At 69.4% G+C, this 19,559-nt stretch carries 18 protein-coding genes, 2 tRNA genes and 1 other RNA gene; 19 read left to right on the forward strand and 2 right to left on the reverse strand.

The window, feature by feature from the left end; genetic code table 11:
* Nucleotides 1–54: 54 nt before the first annotated feature.
* The 9 genes from AC3WRN_RS04835 (at nt 55) to AC3WRN_RS04875 (ending at nt 9,488) form a co-directional block, all read left to right on the forward strand.
* Nucleotides 55–567, forward strand: coding sequence for a transposase (locus tag AC3WRN_RS04835; protein WP_492622124.1), 513 nt, complete (start codon nt 55–57; stop codon nt 565–567).
* A gap of 72 nt (nt 568–639) precedes the next feature.
* Complete coding sequence (locus tag AC3WRN_RS04840) at nt 640–1,065, forward strand: MerR family DNA-binding protein (RefSeq protein WP_068091743.1); 426 nt, start codon at nt 640–642, stop codon at nt 1,063–1,065.
* A complete protein-coding gene (locus AC3WRN_RS04845; RefSeq protein ID WP_492622125.1) occupies nt 1,062–3,650 on the forward strand; it encodes a heavy metal translocating P-type ATPase in 2,589 nt (862 codons plus the stop codon). The genes AC3WRN_RS04840 and AC3WRN_RS04845 overlap by 4 nt, the downstream gene beginning before the upstream one ends.
* A gap of 96 nt (nt 3,651–3,746) precedes the next feature.
* Nucleotides 3,747–3,911, forward strand: coding sequence for a hypothetical protein (locus AC3WRN_RS04850; RefSeq protein ID WP_492622126.1), 165 nt, complete (start codon nt 3,747–3,749; stop codon nt 3,909–3,911).
* A 100-nt stretch (nt 3,912–4,011) separates the two neighbouring features.
* Nucleotides 4,012–5,301 carry a bifunctional tetrahydrofolate synthase/dihydrofolate synthase gene (gene folC / locus AC3WRN_RS04855; RefSeq protein WP_492622127.1) on the forward strand — a complete coding sequence of 430 codons (1,290 nt, stop codon included), beginning with the start codon at nt 4,012–4,014 and terminating at the stop codon, nt 5,299–5,301.
* A gap of 78 nt (nt 5,302–5,379) precedes the next feature.
* Nucleotides 5,380–6,408, forward strand: a complete 1,029-nt coding sequence (locus AC3WRN_RS04860) for an SPOR domain-containing protein (RefSeq protein ID WP_492622128.1) — start codon at nt 5,380–5,382, stop codon at nt 6,406–6,408.
* A gap of 37 nt (nt 6,409–6,445) precedes the next feature.
* Complete coding sequence (locus AC3WRN_RS04865; protein WP_492622129.1) at nt 6,446–7,069, forward strand: CvpA family protein; 624 nt, start codon at nt 6,446–6,448, stop codon at nt 7,067–7,069.
* Between the two features lie 29 nt (nt 7,070–7,098).
* A complete protein-coding gene (gene purF, locus AC3WRN_RS04870) occupies nt 7,099–8,574 on the forward strand; it encodes an amidophosphoribosyltransferase (RefSeq protein ID WP_068091721.1) in 1,476 nt (491 codons plus the stop codon).
* A 104-nt stretch (nt 8,575–8,678) separates the two neighbouring features.
* The gene (locus AC3WRN_RS04875) at nt 8,679–9,488 is read left to right on the forward strand and encodes a ferritin-like domain-containing protein (protein ID WP_492622130.1); all 810 of its coding nucleotides are present in this window, start codon (nt 8,679–8,681) and stop codon (nt 9,486–9,488) included.
* Nucleotides 9,489–9,660: 172 nt separating this feature from the next.
* Here AC3WRN_RS04875 and AC3WRN_RS04880 read toward each other — a convergent pair.
* A tRNA-Pro gene (locus AC3WRN_RS04880) sits at nt 9,661–9,737 on the reverse strand.
* A 166-nt stretch (nt 9,738–9,903) separates the two neighbouring features.
* Between AC3WRN_RS04880 and hisS the strand changes: the two genes are divergently transcribed.
* The 3 genes from hisS to AC3WRN_RS04895 all read left to right on the forward strand — a co-directional run bounded on the left by hisS (nt 9,904) and on the right by AC3WRN_RS04895 (nt 13,689).
* Nucleotides 9,904–11,283, forward strand: a complete 1,380-nt coding sequence (gene hisS, locus AC3WRN_RS04885) for a histidine--tRNA ligase (RefSeq protein WP_492622131.1) — start codon at nt 9,904–9,906, stop codon at nt 11,281–11,283.
* A gap of 62 nt (nt 11,284–11,345) precedes the next feature.
* Nucleotides 11,346–13,262 (forward strand): HAL/PAL/TAL family ammonia-lyase, encoded by a 1,917-nt coding sequence (locus tag AC3WRN_RS04890; RefSeq protein ID WP_492622132.1) that lies wholly within the window; start codon nt 11,346–11,348, stop codon nt 13,260–13,262.
* Nucleotides 13,263–13,290: 28 nt separating this feature from the next.
* Nucleotides 13,291–13,689 (forward strand): DUF6165 family protein, encoded by a 399-nt coding sequence (locus tag AC3WRN_RS04895; protein WP_492622133.1) that lies wholly within the window; start codon nt 13,291–13,293, stop codon nt 13,687–13,689.
* Nucleotides 13,690–13,771: 82 nt separating this feature from the next.
* Here AC3WRN_RS04895 and AC3WRN_RS04900 read toward each other — a convergent pair whose 3' ends face one another.
* Entirely contained in the window at nt 13,772–14,815 is a 1,044-nt protein-coding gene (locus tag AC3WRN_RS04900) for a glycosyltransferase family 9 protein (RefSeq protein WP_492622265.1), read from the reverse strand.
* A 50-nt stretch (nt 14,816–14,865) separates the two neighbouring features.
* Here AC3WRN_RS04900 and AC3WRN_RS04905 point away from each other — a divergent pair, with 50 nt between their 5' ends.
* From AC3WRN_RS04905 to recR, 7 genes are all read left to right on the forward strand, one after another.
* A complete protein-coding gene (locus tag AC3WRN_RS04905) occupies nt 14,866–15,597 on the forward strand; it encodes a 3-deoxy-D-manno-octulosonic acid kinase (RefSeq protein WP_492622134.1) in 732 nt (243 codons plus the stop codon).
* Nucleotides 15,594–16,352: an MBL fold metallo-hydrolase gene (locus AC3WRN_RS04910; protein WP_068091122.1), complete on the forward strand. Its 759-nt coding sequence runs from the start codon at nt 15,594–15,596 to the stop codon at nt 16,350–16,352. The genes AC3WRN_RS04905 and AC3WRN_RS04910 overlap by 4 nt, the downstream gene beginning before the upstream one ends.
* A 92-nt stretch (nt 16,353–16,444) precedes the next feature.
* A tRNA-Ser gene (locus tag AC3WRN_RS04915) sits at nt 16,445–16,534 on the forward strand.
* A gap of 82 nt (nt 16,535–16,616) precedes the next feature.
* Nucleotides 16,617–16,713, forward strand: an RNA gene (gene ffs / locus AC3WRN_RS04920) — signal recognition particle sRNA small type.
* Between the two features lie 81 nt (nt 16,714–16,794).
* Nucleotides 16,795–18,474, forward strand: coding sequence for a DNA polymerase III subunit gamma/tau (gene dnaX / locus AC3WRN_RS04925; RefSeq protein WP_492622135.1), 1,680 nt, complete (start codon nt 16,795–16,797; stop codon nt 18,472–18,474).
* On the forward strand, nt 18,474–18,797 hold the full coding sequence (locus AC3WRN_RS04930; protein ID WP_068091118.1) for a YbaB/EbfC family nucleoid-associated protein: 324 nt from the start codon (nt 18,474–18,476) through the stop codon (nt 18,795–18,797). The genes dnaX and AC3WRN_RS04930 overlap by 1 nt, the downstream gene beginning before the upstream one ends.
* Nucleotides 18,798–18,906: 109 nt before the next feature.
* Nucleotides 18,907–19,506, forward strand: a complete 600-nt coding sequence (gene recR, locus AC3WRN_RS04935; protein WP_492622136.1) for a recombination mediator RecR — start codon at nt 18,907–18,909, stop codon at nt 19,504–19,506.
* Nucleotides 19,507–19,559: the final 53 nt, after the last annotated feature.

Raw genomic sequence — 19,559 nt, forward strand, 5'->3', positions numbered from 1 at the left:
TCCACAATGGCGCAAAGCATCTGCCTGCAGGCGCATCGACGAGGTGAACCCCGGATGCGCAAGCGCGACCCACGCTACGCCGAAGTCGGTGCGCACAAACCGGCGAACCGGGCAAAGACCTTTCGCCCCAAGGATTCCACCTTCGATCGCGAACAAGGCGCCTGTGCGTGCCCGGCCCGGCAGACGCTCAAGCTGAACAGCGCCAACGTCATCATCCCGGGTCGCCAGGCGACCGTGTTCAAAGGCACCTCCATTACCGCGAGGCCTGTCCGCTGCGCGGGAAGTGCCTGTTGCAAGCCCGATGTCACCGCGGCGCGACAGGTGGCCTTCTTCGAGGGAGGCGTGGCGAGCAGGCTACCCAACCCGCACTGCCGCCCCATGCGCGAGAAAATCGACGGCAGCCGAGCTCGCTCGATCCACGCCCATCGCATGGGCCTGATCGAGCCGGCGTTCGGCCGCACCCAGCAACGCGGCCGGCGACGATTCACGCTGCGCGGCCAAGCCAGGATCGACGCCCGATGGAAGCTGTTTTGCATCGTCCACTACATGGCGAAACTGCAGCTCTAAGGTGCTGCGACACGAAGGTGCGCCCGTGCGTGCTTGACTCTGGACCTTGATCAAAGGTCTAGACTACGCATCATGAACACGCAAACCCCCTCCCTGACCATCGGTGCCGTCGCCAAGCGCGTCGGCGTGGCGATCGACACGATCCGCTATTACGAGCGCGAGGGCCTGCTGCCCGAGCCGAAGCGGCGCGCCTCCGGCTATCGCAGTTATGGCGCTGGCACGATTACCCAGCTGCGCTTCATCCGGCGGGCCAAGGACCTCGGCTTCACGCTGGAGGAGATCCGCGAGCTGCTGGCGCTGTCGGCGGATCGCCAGCGCGGGGTGAAGGCGGTGAAGCAGCGCGCGGAAAAACGGCTGGCGGCGATCGAGCAGCGCATCGCCGAGCTGCAGCGCGTGCGCGACGGGCTGGCGCAGCTGGTGGCCTCGTGCCCGGGGCACGGCAAGCCGGAGGAGTGTCCAATCCTGCGCGCGCTCAGCGATGAGCAGGTGTCGGCATGAACGCCCACGCGTGTTGCCAGGGCGGCGACGGGGCCGCGACGACAACCGATCCGGTCTGCGGCATGCGGGTGGATCCGGCCACTTCGAAACATCGGTCCACGCATGACGGGCAGACGTTCCATTTCTGCTGCGCCGGCTGCAAGGCGAAATTCGATGCCGCGCCGGCGACGTATCCGGGCGCTGGCGGGAAGATCGCGGCGGGAGACTGTTGCGACGCGAAACCGGCGGCGCACGATCACGCGCATCACGATCATGCCCAGCATGGCCATGCCCGACGCGACCACGACCATGCGCACACGGTGAAGGATCCGGTGTGCGGCATGACGGTGGATCCACTGACCGCGAAGCACCGCGCCGAACATGACGGCCAGACGCATTACTTCTGCGCCGCGCGCTGCCGGGAGAAATTCGTGGCCGATCCGTCGGCTTATCTGGAAGACCGCCCGGCGCCGCCGCCGGCGCCGCCCGGCACGATCTACACCTGCCCGATGCACCCCGAGATCCGGCAGGTCGGTCCCGGACATTGCCCGATCTGCGGCATGGCGCTGGAACCGATGATGCCGACGCTGGACGAGGACGACGGCGGCGAACTGTCCTCGATGACGCGGCGCTTCTGGCTGCTGGTTGCATTGACCGTGCCGGTGTTCGCGCTGGCGATGGGGCCGCACCTGTTCGGCTGGCACCTGCCCGCGCCGTGGGACGGCGCGGCCGGCTGGGTCGAGGCCGTGCTGGCCAGCATCGTGGTGCTGTGGGGCGGCGCGCCGTTCTTCGCGCGCGGCTGGCGTTCGCTCAAACCCTGGCGTCCGAACATGTACACGCTGATCGCGCTGGGTACCGGCGTGGCGTGGCTGTACAGCGCGGCGGCGTTCCTGCTGCCGGGGATCTTCCCGGACGGCTTCCGCGACATGCACGGGCGGGTCGCGGTGTACTTCGAGTCGGCGGCGGTGATCGTCACCCTGGTCACCCTGGGCGATTTCCTGGAGCTGCGCGCGCGCCGGCGTACCGGTGCGGCGCTGAAGGCGCTGCTGGGGCTGACGCCGAAGAGCGCGCGGCGGATCGCCGCCGACGGCAGCGAGAGCGACGTGCCGCTGGACGACGTACGCGCTGGCGACGTGCTGCGCGTGCGCCCCGGCGAGAAGGTGCCGGTCGACGGCGTGGTGCTGGACGGCGAAAGCCACGTCGACGAGTCGATGCTTACCGGCGAGCCGATGCCGGCGGCCAGGGCGAAGGGTGATCCGCTCACCGGCGGCACGGTGAACCAGGACGGCGCGCTGACCATGCGCGCGCAGAAAGTGGGCAGCGAGACGATGCTGGCGCAGATCGTGGCGCTGGTGGCGCAGGCGCAGCGCAGCCGGGCGCCGCTGCAGCGCGTGGCCGATCGGGTCGCGGCATGGTTCGTGCCCGCGGTGGTGGTGGTCGCGCTGCTGGCGTTCGCGGCATGGGCGCTGCTGGGGCCTTCGCCGCGGCTGGCGCACGCGTTGATCGCCGCGGTGTCGGTGCTGATCATCGCCTGCCCGTGCGCGCTGGGCCTGGCCACGCCGATCTCGATCATGGTGGCCAGCGGCCGCGGCGCGCAGCACGGCGTGCTGTTCAAGGACGCCAGCGCGATCGAGGGCCTGCGCGACATCGACACCCTGGTGGTCGACAAGACCGGCACGCTGACCCTGGGCAAGCCGACGCTGACCGAACTGGTCGTTCTCGGCGGCCAATCGCGCGAACGCCTGCTGGCGCTGGCCGCCGCGCTCGAACGGCCGAGCGAGCATCCGCTGGCGCGGGCGATCGTGACGGCGGCGGATGCCGAACGCGTGGCGACGCTGGCGGCGACGGATTTCCGTTCGCTCACCGGCCGCGGCGTCAGCGCGAAGGTGGATGGCTGCGAGGCGGCGCTGGGCAATGCGAAGCTGATGGCCGAGTTGCACGTGGCTATCGGCGACGACGCCGTCACCCGCGCCGAGCGGCTGCGCGGGCAGGGTGCCACGGTGATGTTCCTGGCCGTCGACGGCGCGCTGGCCGGCCTGTTCGCCGTGGCTGACCGGATCAAGCCGGACACGCCCGCGGCGATCGCGGCGTTGCACGCGGCTGGCCTGCGCATCGTGATGCTGACCGGCGACAATGCCACCACCGCGCAGGCGGTGGCGCGCACGCTGGGCATCGACGAAGTGCACGCCGACGTGTCGCCGGCCGACAAGGCCGCGGTGGTGGACAGGCTCAAGGCCGCCGGACGCCGCGTGGCGATGGCCGGCGACGGCATCAACGACGCGCCGGCACTGGCGGCGTCCGATATCGGCATCGCGATGGGCAGCGGTACCGACGTGGCGATGGAGAGCGCGTCGGTGACCCTGGTGAAGGGCGAGCTGGGAGCGATCGTGCGCGCGCGCAAGCTGTCGCGGGCCACCGTGCGCAACATCCACCAGAACCTGTTCTTCGCCTTCATCTACAACGCGGTCGGCGTGCCGCTGGCGGCGGGCGTGCTGTATCCGTGGTTCGGCATCACGCTGTCGCCGATGATCGCCGCACTGGCGATGAGCCTGAGCTCGGTGTCGGTGGTGGGCAACGCGTTGCGGTTGCGCAAGGCGGCGCTGTGACGGTTGTCACCGGCGATGGCTGACGCCTGCTTCTGTGGCTGCCGCGGCCATGGCGCGACCATCCTCCTGCACCGTGGCGGTGCAGGAGGAATGCGCATGAACACGACCCGGGATACCCGCGGCACGCTCGACCGCTACCTGCCGCTGCTGCTAGGCCTGCTGGCGGCCCTGCTTGCCGGCAAGGTGCTGAAAAAGATGGTGTGGAGCCTGTTCGCCATGTACATGGCGCTGCACTACAGCGGCATCCATCCGTTCGGCTGAACGAACCGGGCGGGAGGCATCGCCTTTCGCGGAGTGACCGGGCGCCCCGCAAGTCGGCGACAATGGGCGACCCGATTTTCCGCCATCGAGAAGCCGATCCATGCCCCGCACCCTCGCCGAATGGCTGAGCTACCAGGAACGCGTCAATCCCCGCAGCATCGAGCTGGGGCTCGACCGCGTGCGCGAGGTGTGGCAGCGGATGGGCGCGCCGGCGCCGGCGAAGCGGGTGATCACCGTCGGCGGCACCAATGGCAAGGGTTCCACCGTCGCCCTGCTGGAGGCGATGCTGGGCGCCGCCGGCCAGCGCGTGGGCGCGTTCACCTCGCCGCACCTGCTGGCCTACAACGAGCGCGTGCGCATCGACGGCACGAACGCCGATGACGCCGCGCTGGTCGCCTCGTTCGAACGGATCGAGGCGGCGCGAGGGGCGGATTCGGACGATGCCGTTCCGCTGACCTACTTCGAATTCGGCACGCTGGCCGCCATCGACCTGTTCGCCCGCGCCGGCGTCGACGCGGCGGTGCTGGAAGTGGGGCTGGGCGGGCGGCTGGACGCGGTGAACATCATCGACGCCGATGTGGCGGTCATCACCACCGTGGACCTGGACCACATGGACTGGCTCGGCCCGGATCGCGACAGCATCGGTCGCGAGAAGGCCGGCATCGCGCGCGCCGGGCGGCCGGCGATCGTGGGCGAGGCGGTTCCGCCGGCAGGCCTGCTCGACGCGCTGGCCGAACGCGGTGCGCGGGTCGAGCGGGCGGGGCTCGATTTCGGCGTCGAGCGGCACGCGGACGGCTGGCGCTGGCGGCATCGCGACGGCACCGCGATGGAACTGCCCGATCCGGCACTGTCCGCGCCGGTGCAATTCGCCAACGCGGCGGCGGCGATTGCCGCGCTGCATGCGCTGGACGGCGACCTGTTCATGCCCAGCACGCTTTTCGCGGCGGCGTGTGCCGGCCTGCACGAGGTTCACGTGCAGGCCCGCCTGCAGTCGCTCGGCGGGGACCCCGAACTGATCGTGGACGTGGGCCACAACCCGCAGGCTGCGCGCGCGCTGGCCGAGTGGCTGGACGTCCAGCCACCGGTGCGCACGCATGCGGTGTACGGCGCGCTGGCGGACAAGGACGTGGCCGGGGTGATCGGCGCGCTCGGCACGCGCATCGGCCACTGGCACCTGGCCGGGTTGGACCGGGCGACGCCGCGTGGCCTGGGCGTGGGCGCGCTGGCCGCGATCCTGCGGCAGGTCCAGCCGCAGGCGACGTTCGACGCCCACGCCGATGTGGCCGCGGCGCTGGCGGCGGCCCGCGCGGCCGCGCAACCGGGCGAGCGCATCCTGGCGTTCGGCTCGTTTTTCGTGGCCGGCGCCGTGCTGGCTGAACGCGACGATTGAACGACCGCGCATGGCATCCGGCGCCGGCAGGTATAATCGTGCCGTTGTGCATTGCGTTTGCCGCCGTGGAGCGAAGACTTGAAAACACGCCTGCTGGGAGCCGCCGTCCTGATCGCGCTGGCGGTTCTGTTCGTGCCGATGTTCTTTTCCAGCACCCCGCCGGCACCCGGCGGCGACCAGGCGGTCAGCCTGGCGATTCCGCCGGCGCCTGATCGCGACCTGCAGACCCGCACCATGAACCTGGCTCCGGATGCCGCGAAAAGCGCGTCCAGCGCCGGCAGCCAGCCGGTGCAGCCGGTTGCGCCGGCGTCGGGCGACCGGCTGGCCACGGTGGAGATCGGCTCCAGCCGCCCGCGCGACGTGGAAACCGACCCCGAAGCCGGCAAGCCGCCGCAACCGACCCGGATAATCCCCGGCTCGGGCGCCTCGCCGAGCCAGCCGGTGATCCCGCAGCAGACCAAGGCGGAGGCCAATGCCCCGGCGCCGGCCAGGCCACAGCCCGTGGCGGCTGCCGCGCCGCCCAGGCCGGCGCCGGCCGTGGCAGCGGCGATCGCTACCGCGCCGAGCGCGGGGCGCGGCAGCTACACGCTCAACCTCAGTGCCTACGCCAGCGCCGAGGGCGCTACGAACCTGGAGCGCCGCGTGCGCGCGCTGGGCTATCCGGTGACTGGCCACGCGATCACCCAGGCCGGCAAGCCGCGTACCCTGGTCCTGGCCGGGCCGTTCGAGACGCGGACCGCCGCCGAGGCGGCGCGGCTGAAGATCACCCAGTCGATCCCCGGCGTGCCGGCCCGGCTCGAACAGGACGCCAGCCAGGACAACGCGGTGGCGACGCCGGCCGCAGCCACTGCCGCCACGACCACCGCCAAGGCGGGCGGCTGGGCGGTGCAGCTGGCGGCGGTGAGCAGCCAGGCCGACGCCGACGCGCTGCGCGACAAGCTGCGCGCGAACGGTTTCGACGGCTTCGTCGACTCGGTGCAGTCCGGCGGCAAGCGGCTGTGGCGCGTGCGGGCCGGCCCACAGACCCAGCGCAGCGACGCGCAGCGCGTGCACGACCAGATCAAGGCGAAGCTCGGCATCGACGGCAACGTCGTCCCGGTGCCCTGAACATGTCGGCGCCAGCGCGGACCAGCCAGGTGGGCCGATGAACGGGACCGACTACATCATCCTCGGCGTACTGACCCTGTCGGTGCTGGTGGGGCTGTGGCGCGGCCTCGTTTCCGAGGTGCTGGCGCTGGCGATCTGGGTGGGCGCGTTCTGGGTGGCGTGGATGCTCGGCCCGGCGGCGGCCGCGCGCCTCGAGCACGTCATCGCGTTGCCGTCGGCGCGCTACATCGTCGGCTACGGGCTGTGCTTCGTGATCGTGCTGATCCTCGGTGCGCTGCTGCGTTTCGCGGTCCGCAAGCTGGTCGAGGGCACCGGCCTGTCCGGCACCGACCGCCTGCTCGGCATGCTGTTCGGCTTCGCCCGCGGCGTGCTGCTGGTGAGCCTGCTGGTGTTCCTGGCCGGGTTCACCGCGTTCACGCGCGATCCCTGGTGGCGGCAGTCGGTGCTGCTGCCGCGGTTCCAGCACGTGGCGGCGTGGCTGGGCCAGCAGGTGCCGCCCGGCGTGCGCGAATACATCCATGCGCCGGCCGCGCTGGGGCGCCTGCCCAGCTTGCCGTCGGTGCTGTCAAACCCCATATCGGGCACGATGCCCGGCCCGGCGGCCAGCTCGGCACGTCCGGCGTCACCGGCGGGCGCGGCCAGCGCGGCCCGGACTCCTTAGAATACCTCTCCCGAAGCAGGCAACAAACCATGTGCGGAATCATCGGCATCGTCGGTACCACCGAAGTGGCATCGGCGCTCTATGACGGCTTGACGGTGCTGCAGCACCGCGGCCAGGACGCGGCCGGCATCGCCACGGTGGACGGCGCGCGGCTGCGCCTGCACAAGGGCAACGGGCTGGTGCGCGACGTGTTCGGGCAGACCGCGATGAGCGGCCTGCGCGGGCGCATCGGCATCGGCCACTGCCGCTACCCCACCGCCGGCTCCGAGGGCTCGGCCGAGGCGCAGCCGTTCTACGTCAATTCGCCCTACGGCATCGCGTTCGCGCACAACGGCAACCTGGTCAACACCGACGCGCTGCGCCGCGAGATGTTCCAGGACGACCGCCGCCACATCAACACCGATTCCGATTCCGAGGTGCTGCTGAACGTGCTGGCGCACGAGCTGCAGATCCAGGACCGGATGGAGCTGACCCCGGACCACATCTTCAAGGCGGTGGCCGGCGTGCACGCGCGCGCGCGCGGCGGCTACGCCTGCATCGCCCTGTTGCTGGGCTACGGGCTGATCGCGTTCCGCGACCCGCACGGCATCCGCCCGCTGGTGCTGGGCGAGCGGATCACGACGGAAGGTCGCGAGTACGCGGTGGCGTCCGAGTCGGTGGCGCTGGACATCCTCGGCTTCAAGCGCATCCGCGACGTGGCGCCGGGCGAGGCGGTGATCATCACCGACGATGGCCAGCTGCACAGCCGCCGCTGTGCCGAGGGCGTGGCGCACACGCCGTGCATCTTCGAATACGTCTACCTGGCCCGGCCCGACTCGATGATCGAGGACGTCTCGGTGTACAAGGCGCGCCTGCGCATGGGCGAGAAGCTGGCCGAGAAGATCCTGCGCGAGCGGCCCGACCACGGCATCGACGCGGTGATCCCGATCCCCGACACCGCGCGCACCGCCGCCAGCGCGCTGGCCGGCGCGCTCGGCGTGCCGTTCCGCGAGGGCTTCGTCAAGAACCGCTACATCGGCCGCACCTTCATCATGCCGGGGCAGGGCGAGCGGGTTAAATCGGTGCGCCGCAAGCTCAACGCGATCGACCTGGAGTTCCGCAAGAAGAACGTGCTGCTGGTGGACGACTCGATCGTGCGCGGCACTACCTCGAAGCAGATCATCCAGATGGCCCGCGACGCCGGCGCGAAGAACGTCTACTTCGCCTCCGCCGCGCCGCCGGTGCGCTACCCGAACGTCTACGGCATCGACATGCCGTCGGCCTCGGAACTGGTCGCCGCCGGGCGCACGGAGAAGGAGATCGAGCAGACGCTGGGCGCCGACTGGCTGATCTACCAGGATCTCAAGGACCTGATCTGGGCGGTGCAGGACGGCAACGAGGAGCTGAAGCAGTTCGACACCTCGTGCTTCTCCGGCGAATACGTCACCGGGCTCGACCAGCACTACCTGGAGCAGATCCAGATGCTGCGCTCGGACGATGCCAAGGCCGCGCGGCGGGTGGTCTGAGCCTCCGCATGGCACGGGTAGGAGCGCACCCTGTGCGCGATAGCTCTTCGTTCCTATCGGCATCAGAGCTATCGCGCACAGGGTGCGCTCCTGCAGGAAACGCCATGACCGACCTGCATGCCGCCGCCAGGCGCTGCCTCGATGCCACCGATCCGGCGGAAAAATTGCGCCTGACCCATGACGCCTGGCAGGCTTTTCTTGCCGGTGAATTGCGTGCCGATCCCGCCGCGCCGCCGCCTGAGCCGATCGGTCCGCCCGGCCGCCCCGCGAAACCGCGGCTGGTCAGCGCCCGCCAGTTGCCGCAGCGCGGGCTGGGCAGCGACGAAGGCCGCGCCGCGCTGGTGCATGCGGTGGCGCACATCGAATTCAACGCGATCAACCTGGCCTGGGACGCGGTCTACCGCTACCGCGGCAAACCCGCGGCGTACTACCGCGACTGGGCCGGCTGCGCCCGCGACGAGGCGCGCCACTTCGCGCTGCTGTCCGAGCGGCTGGCGGAACTGGGCCATGCCTATGGCGACTTCGACGCGCACAACGGCCTGTGGGAGATGGCCGAGAAGACCGCCGGCAGCGACACGGCGCGGATGGCGCTGGTGCCGCGCGTGCTGGAGGCGCGCGGGCTGGACGTGACCCCGGGCATGATCCAGCGCCTGCGCCAGCTCGGCGACGAACGCACGGTGGCGATCCTGGACGTGATCCTGCGCGAGGAAGTGGCCCACGTCGCCGCCGGCACCCGCTGGTACCGGCATTGCTGCGAACGCGACGGCATCGACCCGATCGAGACGTTCTTCACCCTGTTGCGCGACTACATGGGCGTCGGCCTGCGCGGGCCGTTCAACCGGCCGGCACGGCTGGAGGCCGGTTTCGTCGAGGAGGAGCTCGACCGGCTGGCCGCGATGGCCCTGGCCGGCTGACGAACCCGTTCCGGGCGCACGAAATAGCTTTTGAGTTGCGGTGATGCAAGGCGGTGGGCAAGAGCGGCGGGCCGTGCCCGCCCTGCAGGACCGCCATGCCATGTTCGACAAGTTCGCCGTCATGTGGGCAGATACAAAAAAGCCGGCGCAGAGCCGGCTTTCTTGTCGAATTTGGTCGGGGTGACAGGATTCGAACCTGCGACTTCTACGTCCCGAACGTAGCGCTCTACCAGGCTGAGCTACACCCCGTGGGAAGCCGCGTATCTTAATGGCCGTTCGGGGACTTGGCAACAGGTTCGATGCAGCCGACCGGGGATTTTTCTGCGGAAGGTCCATGGCGTTCTGTTAACCTTGACGGCTGCCGTCACGCGCTTCGTTGCCGGGCGGAATGTTCCCATCGTCAGTAGAGGATTCCATGGCGCTTACCCCGGCCCGCACCATGCCCGGCGTGCTCGAGCTGCTGCCGCTCGACCAGATCGCGTTCCAGCGCATGCTCGACGTGATCCGCCGCAATTACGAGCGATTCGGTTTCCTCCCGGTCGAGACGCCGGTGATCGAATACTCCGACGTGCTGCTGACCAAGACCGGCGGCGAGACCGAGCGGCAGGTGTATTTCGTGCAGTCCACCGGCGCACTGGGCAAGGCCGAGGAGGGCACGCCCGAGCTGGCGCTGCGCTTCGACCTCACCGTGCCGCTGGCGCGCTACGTGGCCGAGCACGAACGCGACCTCAGCTTCCCGTTCCGCCGCTACCAGATGCAGAAGGTGTATCGCGGCGAGCGTGCCCAGCGCGGGCGTTTCCGCGAGTTCTACCAGTGCGACATCGACGTGATCGGCAAGGACGCGCTGTCGGTGCGCTACGACGCCGAGATCCCGGCGGTGATCTACAGCGTGTTCCGCGAACTCGACATCGGCCCGTTCACCATCCAGCTCAACAACCGCAAGCTGATGCGCGGCTACTTCGAGGGCCTGGGCATCGTCGACGCCGAGCAGCAGATGCTGGTGCTGCGCGAGGTGGACAAGCTGGACAAGCGCGGCACCGACTACGTGCGCGACACGCTGACCGGCGAGGCGTTCGGCCTTTCCGCCGAGGTGGCGCAGAAGATCCTCGCCTTCGTGCAGGTGCGTTCGACCTCGCTGCAGGACGCGCTCGACAAGCTCGACGCGCTGGGCGCCGGCCCGGAAACGATGGAGCAGGGCCGCAGCGAACTGAAGGAAGTGCTGGGCCTGATCCACGACTTCGGCGTGCCACAGACGCACTACGCGCTGAACCTGTCGATCGCCCGCGGCCTCGACTACTACACCGGCACGGTCTACGAGACCACCTTGAACGACCATTCGCAGATCGGCTCGATCTGCTCCGGCGGGCGCTACGAGAACCTGGCCGGGCAGTACACCAAGTCGCACCTGCCTGGCGTCGGCATCTCGATCGGCCTGACCCGGCTGTACTGGCAGCTGCGCGACGCCGGCCTGATCGATACGGCGAAGAGCACCGTCGACGTGCTGGTGACCCAGATGGATGAGGCGCAGTTGCCCGCCTATCTCGCCCTGGCCGGCGAGCTGCGCGGCGCCGGCATCGCCACCGAGGTGGTGCTGGAAGGCGGCAAGCTGGGCAGGCAGTTCAAGTACGCCGACCGTGCCGGCATCCGCTTCGTGGTGGTGCTGGGCGAGGACGAGCTTGCGCGCGGCGTGGTGACGGTGAAGGACCTGCGCCGAGAGGACCAGTTCGAGGTGGCGCGCGGCGAACTGATCAAGACGCTGCGGGTGGAACTGGAGCAGGCCGCGGCGATGGGCTGACGGCCATCCCGCCGGTGCCCGGCGATCCGCAACAGACCACGCAATCCATGCATGAGGCAGCAGTGAGCACAACCGACACCATCGTCCTCGACGGCAACAGCCTCACCCGCGCCCAACTGGCGGCGGTGGCGCGCAACGGCAGCAAGGTTTCACTGGCTCCGGCCGGGCTCGCGCGCGTGCAGCGCGCCGCCGACTTCCTCGCCGACAAGGTCAGCTGCGGCGAGCCGACCTACGGCGTCACCACCGGTTTCGGCAGCAACGCCGACAAGCTGCTGGGTGCGCATCGCCTGCGCGACGAGTTGCCTGGCGCGGCTCCGACCAGAGATGGGGCGCATGCGCCGGAAGGCACGCTGCTGGAGGAGCTGCAGCACAACCTGATCATCACCCACGCCGTATGCGTGGGCAAACCGTTCGGCGAGGATGTGGTGCGGGCGATGCTGCTGATCCGCATCAACACGCTGATGCGCGGTCATTCCGGCATCCGGGTGAGCACGCTGCAGGCGCTGGCCGCGATGCTCAACGCGGGCGTGGTGCCGGTGGTGCCGGAGAAGGGTTCGGTCGGCGCCAGCGGCGACCTGGCACCGCTGTCGCACCTGGCGATCGTGTTGCTCGGCGGCGGCGAGGCGTTCTACCGGGGCGAGCGGATCAGCGGCGCCGAGGCGCTGAAGCGCGCCGGGCTGGCACCGATCCGGCTGTCGTTCAAGGAAGGCCTCGCGCTCAACAACGGCACGGCGCAGATGCTGGCCACCGCCGCGCTGGCGCTGGATGCGCTGGAGCATTTGCTGGATACCGCCGACCTCGCCGCAGCGATGACGCTGGACGCCTTCGCCGGCCGCAGCGGCGCCCTGCGCGCGGATGTCCACGCGCTGCGCCCGCACCCCGGCCAGGTGGAGACCGCCGCGCACGTGCGCGAACTGCTGGGCGATTCCACCCTGCTCGACATTCCGTACCACCTGGTGCCGCGCTTCAAGCCGTGGAGCGCCGAGGCATGGAGCGAGCCGGACGACCAGGCGCTCAGCTTCGACATCGGCTGGGACTGGGTGCCGGCCAACCAGCGCCACGGCCGCGAGGCGTTCTACCGCCGCTTCCTGCCGTTCAAGGGCGGCAAGAAGCACCAGCCGCAGGATGCCTATAGCCTGCGCTGCATGCCGCAGGTGCACGGTGCGGTGCGCGATGCGTGGGCGCAGGCGTGCCGGGTGATCGACATCGAACTGAACTCGGTCACCGACAACCCGCTGATCTTCCCGGACAACGACGATGCGCCGTTCATCGAGGAGCAGGTGATCTCGGCCGGCCACTTCCATGGCATGCCGCTGGCGCTGGCGATGAGCTACGTGAAGGCGGCAATCCCGGTGCTCGCCTCGATTTCCGAGCGCCGGCTCAACAAGCTGGTCGACCCGGCCACCAACGACGGTCTGCCGGCCTTCCTCACCGGCAACGAGGACGGCACCGACTCGGGCTTCATGATCGTGCAGTACACCGCCGCGGCCCTGGTCAACGACCTCGCCACGCGGGCGCATCCGGCCAGCGTGTATTCGGTGCCGACCAGCGCGAACGCCGAGGACCACGTCTCGATGGGCGCGAACGAGGCGCGCCACGTGCTGGAGATGATGGAGGATCTCGGCCACGTGCTGGCGCTGGAGCTGTACACCGCCGCGCAGGCGCTGGACTACCGCCAGGAGATGCTGAACGCGGCGCGCCGGCTGGCCAGCCGCGGCGGCTGGCAGGCGCTGGCGGCGAAGATCGCCAACGCCCCGCGCGAAGGCCAGCCGCACTACGCGCAGTTCGTCGCCGAAGTGCAGCAGCTCGCCGCGGCGCTGGCCGGCGCCGGCGATTTTCACGCCGGCGCCCGCGTGCGCGACGCGCATGCGGTCCTGCGCCGGCACATCGGTTTCATGCACCGCGACCGTGCGATGGACGGCGACGTGCGCACCGTCTGCGCGCTGGTGCAGCAGGGCGCGCTTCGCCCGGCGGTGTGACTCATCCTTTTTGACGGAAGCCAAGACCATGAGCCTGATCCAGACCCCGGTGTCCTACGGCGAGCTGATCGACAAGATCACCATCCTGGAGATCAAGTCGCGCCGCATCACCGACGCGGCCAAGCTGGCCAACGTGCGCAACGAGCTGAACCTGCTCAACGCGACCTGGGCCGGCGACGCGGCCTCGCGCACTGACATCTCCGGCGAGCGTGCGCGATTGCTGGCGGTGAACGAGCTGCTGTGGGACATCGAGGACCGGATCCGCCTGAAGGAGAAGGCGCAGGCATTCGATGCCGAGTTCATTGAGCTGGCGCGCTCGGTGTACTTCCGCAACGACGAGCGGGCGGCGTTCAAGCGCGAGATCAACCTCAAGCTCGGTTCGCAGCTGGTGGAAGAGAAGTCGTACCAGGATTACCGCGCGGTCTGACGCTGGCGGGTAGGGGCGCAGCCTGTGCGCGAATGCTCTTGGCACCGATCGCCATCAGAGCATTCGCGCACAGGGTGCGCTCCTACAGCAACCGCAGGTCGCGTGCCGCGGCTTCGTAGCGTTCGATCACGTCGTCGACGCCAATCAGGTCCATCACGCCGGGCCTCTCGATCTTCGTGCCCCAGGCCAGCTCGCTGGCCGGCTTGCCGAGAAACCGGCGCGCGGCCTCGTCGTACCTGTCCACGCACCAGCGGCGGTCGGAGTACGGGCCGGAGCGGTTCGGGTTGCTCGCCGCATGCAGGCCGAGCACGCGGGTGCCGACCGCGTTGGCCATGTGCATCGGGCCGGAGTCGGGCGTCAGCAGCAGCTGGGCGCGGCCAAGCAAGGCCAGCAGCTTCTTCAGCGTGTCCTTGCCGGTGAGGTCGAGTGGCGGCGACTGACATGCCGCCAGCACGGCATCGGCCATCTCGCGTTCGAAGGCGGACGGGCCGCCGACCAGTGCCACGCGCCAGCCGCGGGCGGCGGCATGGTCGATCACCGCGGCATAACGCTCCGGCCGCCAGTTGCGCAGCGCGTGGCTGGAGGTGGGGCTGACCAGCAGGGTCGGCGTATCGCCGGGCAGCTGTTCGGCAGCCCAGGCGCGCGCCTCGCCGGGAACCGGAATGTTCCAGCGCACCCGGGTCTGCTTCAGGCCCAGCGGTTCGCAGAAGCTGCCGATCGCGTCGAGTACATGCTCGCCGGTTCGCGCCGGGATGCATTCGTTGATCACCAGGCCGTGCAGGTCCTTCGCGCGGGCGCGGTCGTAGCCGATGCGCCGCTCGGCCCGGAGACCCAGGCTGAGCAGGTTCGAGCGCAGCGCCACCTGCATCTGCAGCAGCGCATCGAAGCGCCGGCCGCGCAACGCCGCATGCACCGCGCGCATGCCGGCCCAGCCGGCGGCCTTGTCGAAGGTGACGAATTCCACGCCGGGGAGGTCGCCGACCAATTTGCGTTCCAGCTTGCCGACGATCCAGGTCAGCGCGGTTTGCGGCCATGCCTGCTGCAGGGTGCGCACCAGCGGCACCACGTGGGTGACGTCGCCGATGGCGGAGGTGCGCAGTAGGCAGATCGAGGCGGCGGCAGTGATCGGGTTCGGGGTCATGAGGCCTGGGTTAGAATCGTGGGCAGTCACCGGGCATGATGATGCAGGAACGAACCCACAAGGATGCCGCAGGCGCGATTCTGTTCGACGCCGAGGTATCGCCACAAGTCGGGCACGACTGGTTCGCACCGGATTACTGGCGCGAACGTGGTGCGCTGCGCACGCAGGCCGGTGGCCGCGGTGGCGTGGCGATCGTTGTCACGCCGGCGGGCGAATGCGTGCTGCGGCACTATCGTCGCGGCGGCCTGGTCGCCTCACTGATGGGCGACCGGTATCTGTGGACCGGTGCCGACCGCACCCGACCGTTCGCGGAATTCCGCCTGCTTGCCGAGATCGCCCGGCTGGAGCTGCCCGGGCCGGCAGTGGTGGCCGCATGGTATTGCCGGCATGGCATGTTCTACAGCGCCGATCTGATCACCCGCCGCATCGCCGACGCGCAGACGCTGGCCGAACGCCTGGCGGCAGGGCGGTTGGATGGCGAGCTGGCGGAGGAGGTCGGGGCGCTGGTGGCGCGTTTCCATCGCGCCGGCGTCTGGCATGCCGACCTGAACGCGCACAACGTGCTGGTGGCACCGGATGAGCTGTACCTGATCGACTTCGATCGCGGCCGCATGCGCATCCCCTCCGTGGCCTGGCAACAGGCGAACCTGCAGCGCCTGCGCCGGTCGCTGCTCAAGCTCGGTGCGGCCGCCGACGGCGAAGCGGCGTTCGAGAAGAGCATCTGGCAACCGCTGTTGTACCGCTATGGGCGTACGCTGAACCCATGAACTGGCATCTGCATTTTCTTGGCGTGGGCGCCGCGCACGCGGTGGCGCTGGGTTCGTCGGCCGTGGTGCTGGAACGTGCCGGCGTGCCGCTGCTGCTGATCGACTGCGGCCCCGATACGCTCGACCGCTACCTCGCGGCGTACGACGCACTGCCGCCGGCCGTGTTCATCACGCATACCCACATGGACCACGTGGCCGGGCTGGAGCAGCTGTTCTTCAAACTGTGGTTCGACGAGCATCTGCGAGGCACGACTCGGGTCTTCATCCATGCCGGGCTGTTGCCCTGGCTGCAGGCGCGGGTCGCCGATTACCCCGGCGCCCTCGCCGAGGGTGGTGTCAACTTCTGGGAAGCGTTCCGCTTGATCCCGTGCACGCGCGGCTTCTGGCTGGACGGGCTGTGGTTCGACGTGTTCGCCACCCGCCATCACGTGCCGGGCACCTCGTACGGCCTCGCCCTGGACGGCAGCTTTGCCTACACCGGCGACACCCGGCCGATTCCCGAAATGCTGGCCCGCCATGCCGGCGGCAGCGAGCTGATCGCGCACGACTGCAGCCTGGTCGGCAACCCGTCGCATACCGGCATCGACGATATCGAACGCGAGTATCCCGATGCCTTGCGTACCCGGCTGCTGTTGTACCACTACGGCAGCGAGGCGGACGGCACGGCGCTGGCCTCGCTCGGCTACCGCATCGCCAGTCCGGGCGAGCGTGTCGCCTTGCACGCCCCGGCGGAGCCCCGGGCCGACGCTGGCTGAATCGGCGCCTGTTCGCTTGCCTGTACGGGGGCCTGCCGCTATCCTTACCGACTCTCTGATGGCTGGATTGCCGGCAAAGAGGGCTTCATTGCGGAGAGGTGTCCGAGTGGTTGAAGGAGCACGCCTGGAAAGTGTGTATACGGTAAAACGTATCGCGGGTTCGAATCCCGCTCTCTCCGCCAGAATTTGAATCACGCGACGGACCTGCAGGTCGGCGCGGCAGAAAATCAGCAAGCGTGCATCGCTTGACGTCCATGGTGGCCCCGTCGGTCCCCCCGCGACGATAGTTCGCAAACTCCGCCAGGTCCGGAAGGAAGCAACGGTAGCGAATGATTCGGGTGCCGGGGTGTGGCTGGCGGGGCCGCCGCCATTCCGGAGCGTGCTTTACTGACTTGCCTGCCGCGACTTGGCACAATCGACCTTCGCCCCAAGGTAGTCAGTCATGTCCTATCAGGTACTCGCCCGCAAGTGGCGCCCGCGCAAGTTCGCCGAGCTGGTCGGGCAGGAGCACGTGGTGCGCGCGCTCACCAATGCGCTCGATACCGGGCGCATGCACCATGCCTACCTGTTCACCGGCACCCGCGGCGTCGGCAAGACCACCATCGCGCGCATCTTCGCCAAGTCGCTGAACTGCGAGCGCGGGCAGTCGGCCGATCCCTGCGGCGAGTGCCCGGTGTGCACGGCGGTGGATGAGGGGCGCTTCGTCGACCTGCTGGAGATCGACGCGGCCAGCAACACCGGCGTGGACGACGTGCGCGAGGTGATCGAGAACGCGCAGTACGCGCCGTCGCGCGGCCGCTTCAAGGTGTACCTGGTCGACGAGGTGCACATGCTGTCGAAGAACGCGTTCAACGCGTTGCTGAAGACGCTGGAGGAGCCGCCGCCGCACGTGAAGTTCCTGCTCGCCACCACCGACCCGCAGAAGCTGCCGGTGACGGTGCTGTCGCGCTGCCTGAAGTTCAATCTGAAGCGGCTGCTGCCGGAACAGATTTCCGGCCAGATGCGGCACATCCTCGCTGCGGAAAACATTGCCTACGAAGACAGCGCGATCGGAGAACTCGCGCGTGCTGCCGACGGTTCATTGCGTGACGGCCTGTCGCTGCTGGACCAGGCGATCGCCTATGGCGGCGGCGCGCTGCATGCCGATGACGTGCGCAACATGCTGGGCAGCGTGGCGCGCGGGCAGGTGATCGGCGTGCTCGATGCGCTGGCTGCCGGCGACGGCGAGCGGCTGCTTGCCGAGTGCACGCAGATCGCCTCGTACTCGCCCGACTTCGGCGGCGTGCTGGACGACATCGCCAGCGTGCTGCACCGGCTGCAGCTGATCCAGCTGATTCCCGGCTACCGGCCGGAAGAGGATGGCCCCGACGACGATGTACTGGCGGCGCTGGCCCAGCGGATCGCGCCGGAAGACGTGCAACTGTACTACCAGATTGCCACTTCGGGCCGGCGCGACCTGGCGCTGGCGCCGGATGCGCGTACCGGCTTCGAGATGGCGCTGCTGCGCATGTTGGCGTTCCGTCCCGGCGACGGTGCGCCAGCCGTCCATGCCGAACGGCCGGCTGCGGCCAGCCCGGCACCGGCGGTACGCCCCGTAGCCGCGACACCGGCCCGGCCGGCCGCTGCGGCAGAACGCCGGCCCGAATCACCACCGCCACGCGCGCCTGCGACGCCGGCACCGGCCGTGGCAGCCGCGCCGCCGACACGCGACGCCAACGGACTGCCCGACTGGGAGGCGCTGATCGAGCGCGCCGGCCTGCGTGGGCCGTTCGGCCTGCTGGCGCAGAATGCGGTGTTGCGCGAGCGCGACGGGCAGACCCTGGTGCTGGCGCTGCAGCCAGCGCACATGAGCCTGGCGGTGGAGCCGATGGTGAGCCAGATGGAAGAGCGCATCGGCCAGGCGCTGGGCGAACGCATCCGCCTGCGCTTCGTCAACAGCAACCTGGCCGCCGCCGCGCAGACCCCGGCGGCACGCGCGGCGCAGGCTCGTGATGCGGCCCAGGCCGCGGCCGAGCAGGCGATCGAGGGCGATCCGCTGGTGCAGTCGCTTAAGCGCGAATTCGGCGCACGCGTGGTGCCGCAATCCGTCAAACCCTTTGACAACGAATCCGGAGCCGTGTGATGAGAGGACAGATCGGCCAGCTGATGCAGCAGGCCCAGCGCATGCAGGAAGACATGAAGCGTGCGCAGGAGGAAATCGCAAAACTCGAAGTCACCGGCAGCGCTGGCGGTGGCCTGGTCAGCGTGGTGATGACCGGTGGGCACGAGGTACGCAAGGTGCAGATCGACCGGCAGACCTTCGCCGACGATCCCGAGATGGCCGAGGACCTGGTGGCCGCCGCCATCAACGACGCGGTGAACAAGGTAGCCCAGGCCAGCAAGGACAAGCTCGGCGGCGTCACCGCCGGGATGAACCTGCCGGCCGGCTTCAAGTTGCCGTTCTGATGAATTCGAGTTCGTTGTAGGAGCCCGCTCGCGGGCGATGCTCCTTCTCTGGAGCTCCAAAGCGGAAGCATCGCCCGCGAGCGGGCTCCTACGATAAATTGAGACAAGCATGAGCGGCTCCCCCCTCCTCGCCGACCTGATCGAAGCACTGCGCTGCCTGCCCGGCGTGGGTGGCAAGAGCGCGCAGCGGATGGCCTTCCATCTGCTGGAGCGCGAGCGCGAACGCGGGCTGAAGCTGGCGGCGGTGATGGAGCAGGCGATGCGGCGCATCGGCCATTGCGAGCGCTGCCGCAACTTCAGCGAGGAGCCGCTGTGTTCGCTGTGCGCCAGTTCCAGCCGCGACCGCCAGGTGCTGTGCGTGGTGGAGTCGCCGACTGACTTGGCGGCGATCGAGCAGGCCACCGGCTACCGCGGCCAGTACTTCGTGCTGATGGGACGGCTGTCGCCGCTGGACGGGCTGGGCCCGGAGGAACTCGGGCTGGCGCAGCTGGCCCAGCGCCTGGGCGAGGGCGAGATCGAGGAACTGATCATCGCCACCAACCCCACCGTGGAAGGCGAAGCCACCGCGCATTACCTGGCGCAGCTGGCCCGCGCCGGCGGCGTGCGGCCGACCCGGCTGGCGCATGGCGTACCGCTGGGCGGCGAGCTGGAGTACGTCGACCGCAGCACGCTGGCGCACGCGTTCGGCGGGCGGCAACTGCTCGACTGAGAGGCTGTGACACAACAGCCTCTCAGTCCGGCCAGGGATGGCCGGAACGCGAA

It is taken from the genome of Rhodanobacter sp. FW101-FHT13A11 (assembly GCF_058790335.1).

What these genes read in the sequence shown, in the direction of transcription:
- AC3WRN_RS04835 (WP_492622124.1), top strand. Translation starts at nt 55, where the DNA reads ATGCGCAAGCGCGACCCACGCTACGCCGAAGTCGGTGCGCACAAACCG.
- AC3WRN_RS04840 (WP_068091743.1), top strand. Translation starts at nt 640, where the DNA reads ATGAACACGCAAACCCCCTCCCTGACCATCGGTGCCGTCGCCAAGCGC.
- AC3WRN_RS04845 (WP_492622125.1), top strand. Translation starts at nt 1,062, where the DNA reads ATGAACGCCCACGCGTGTTGCCAGGGCGGCGACGGGGCCGCGACGACA.
- AC3WRN_RS04850 (WP_492622126.1), top strand. Translation starts at nt 3,747, where the DNA reads ATGAACACGACCCGGGATACCCGCGGCACGCTCGACCGCTACCTGCCG.
- folC (WP_492622127.1), top strand. Translation starts at nt 4,012, where the DNA reads ATGCCCCGCACCCTCGCCGAATGGCTGAGCTACCAGGAACGCGTCAAT.
- AC3WRN_RS04865 (WP_492622129.1), top strand. Translation starts at nt 6,446, where the DNA reads ATGAACGGGACCGACTACATCATCCTCGGCGTACTGACCCTGTCGGTG.
- purF (WP_068091721.1), top strand. Translation starts at nt 7,099, where the DNA reads ATGTGCGGAATCATCGGCATCGTCGGTACCACCGAAGTGGCATCGGCG.
- AC3WRN_RS04875 (WP_492622130.1), top strand. Translation starts at nt 8,679, where the DNA reads ATGACCGACCTGCATGCCGCCGCCAGGCGCTGCCTCGATGCCACCGAT.
- hisS (WP_492622131.1), top strand. Translation starts at nt 9,904, where the DNA reads ATGGCGCTTACCCCGGCCCGCACCATGCCCGGCGTGCTCGAGCTGCTG.
- AC3WRN_RS04895 (WP_492622133.1), top strand. Translation starts at nt 13,291, where the DNA reads ATGAGCCTGATCCAGACCCCGGTGTCCTACGGCGAGCTGATCGACAAG.
- AC3WRN_RS04905 (WP_492622134.1), top strand. Translation starts at nt 14,866, where the DNA reads ATGATGATGCAGGAACGAACCCACAAGGATGCCGCAGGCGCGATTCTG.
- AC3WRN_RS04910 (WP_068091122.1), top strand. Translation starts at nt 15,594, where the DNA reads ATGAACTGGCATCTGCATTTTCTTGGCGTGGGCGCCGCGCACGCGGTG.
- dnaX (WP_492622135.1), top strand. Translation starts at nt 16,795, where the DNA reads ATGTCCTATCAGGTACTCGCCCGCAAGTGGCGCCCGCGCAAGTTCGCC.
- AC3WRN_RS04930 (WP_068091118.1), top strand. Translation starts at nt 18,474, where the DNA reads ATGAGAGGACAGATCGGCCAGCTGATGCAGCAGGCCCAGCGCATGCAG.
- recR (WP_492622136.1), top strand. Translation starts at nt 18,907, where the DNA reads ATGAGCGGCTCCCCCCTCCTCGCCGACCTGATCGAAGCACTGCGCTGC.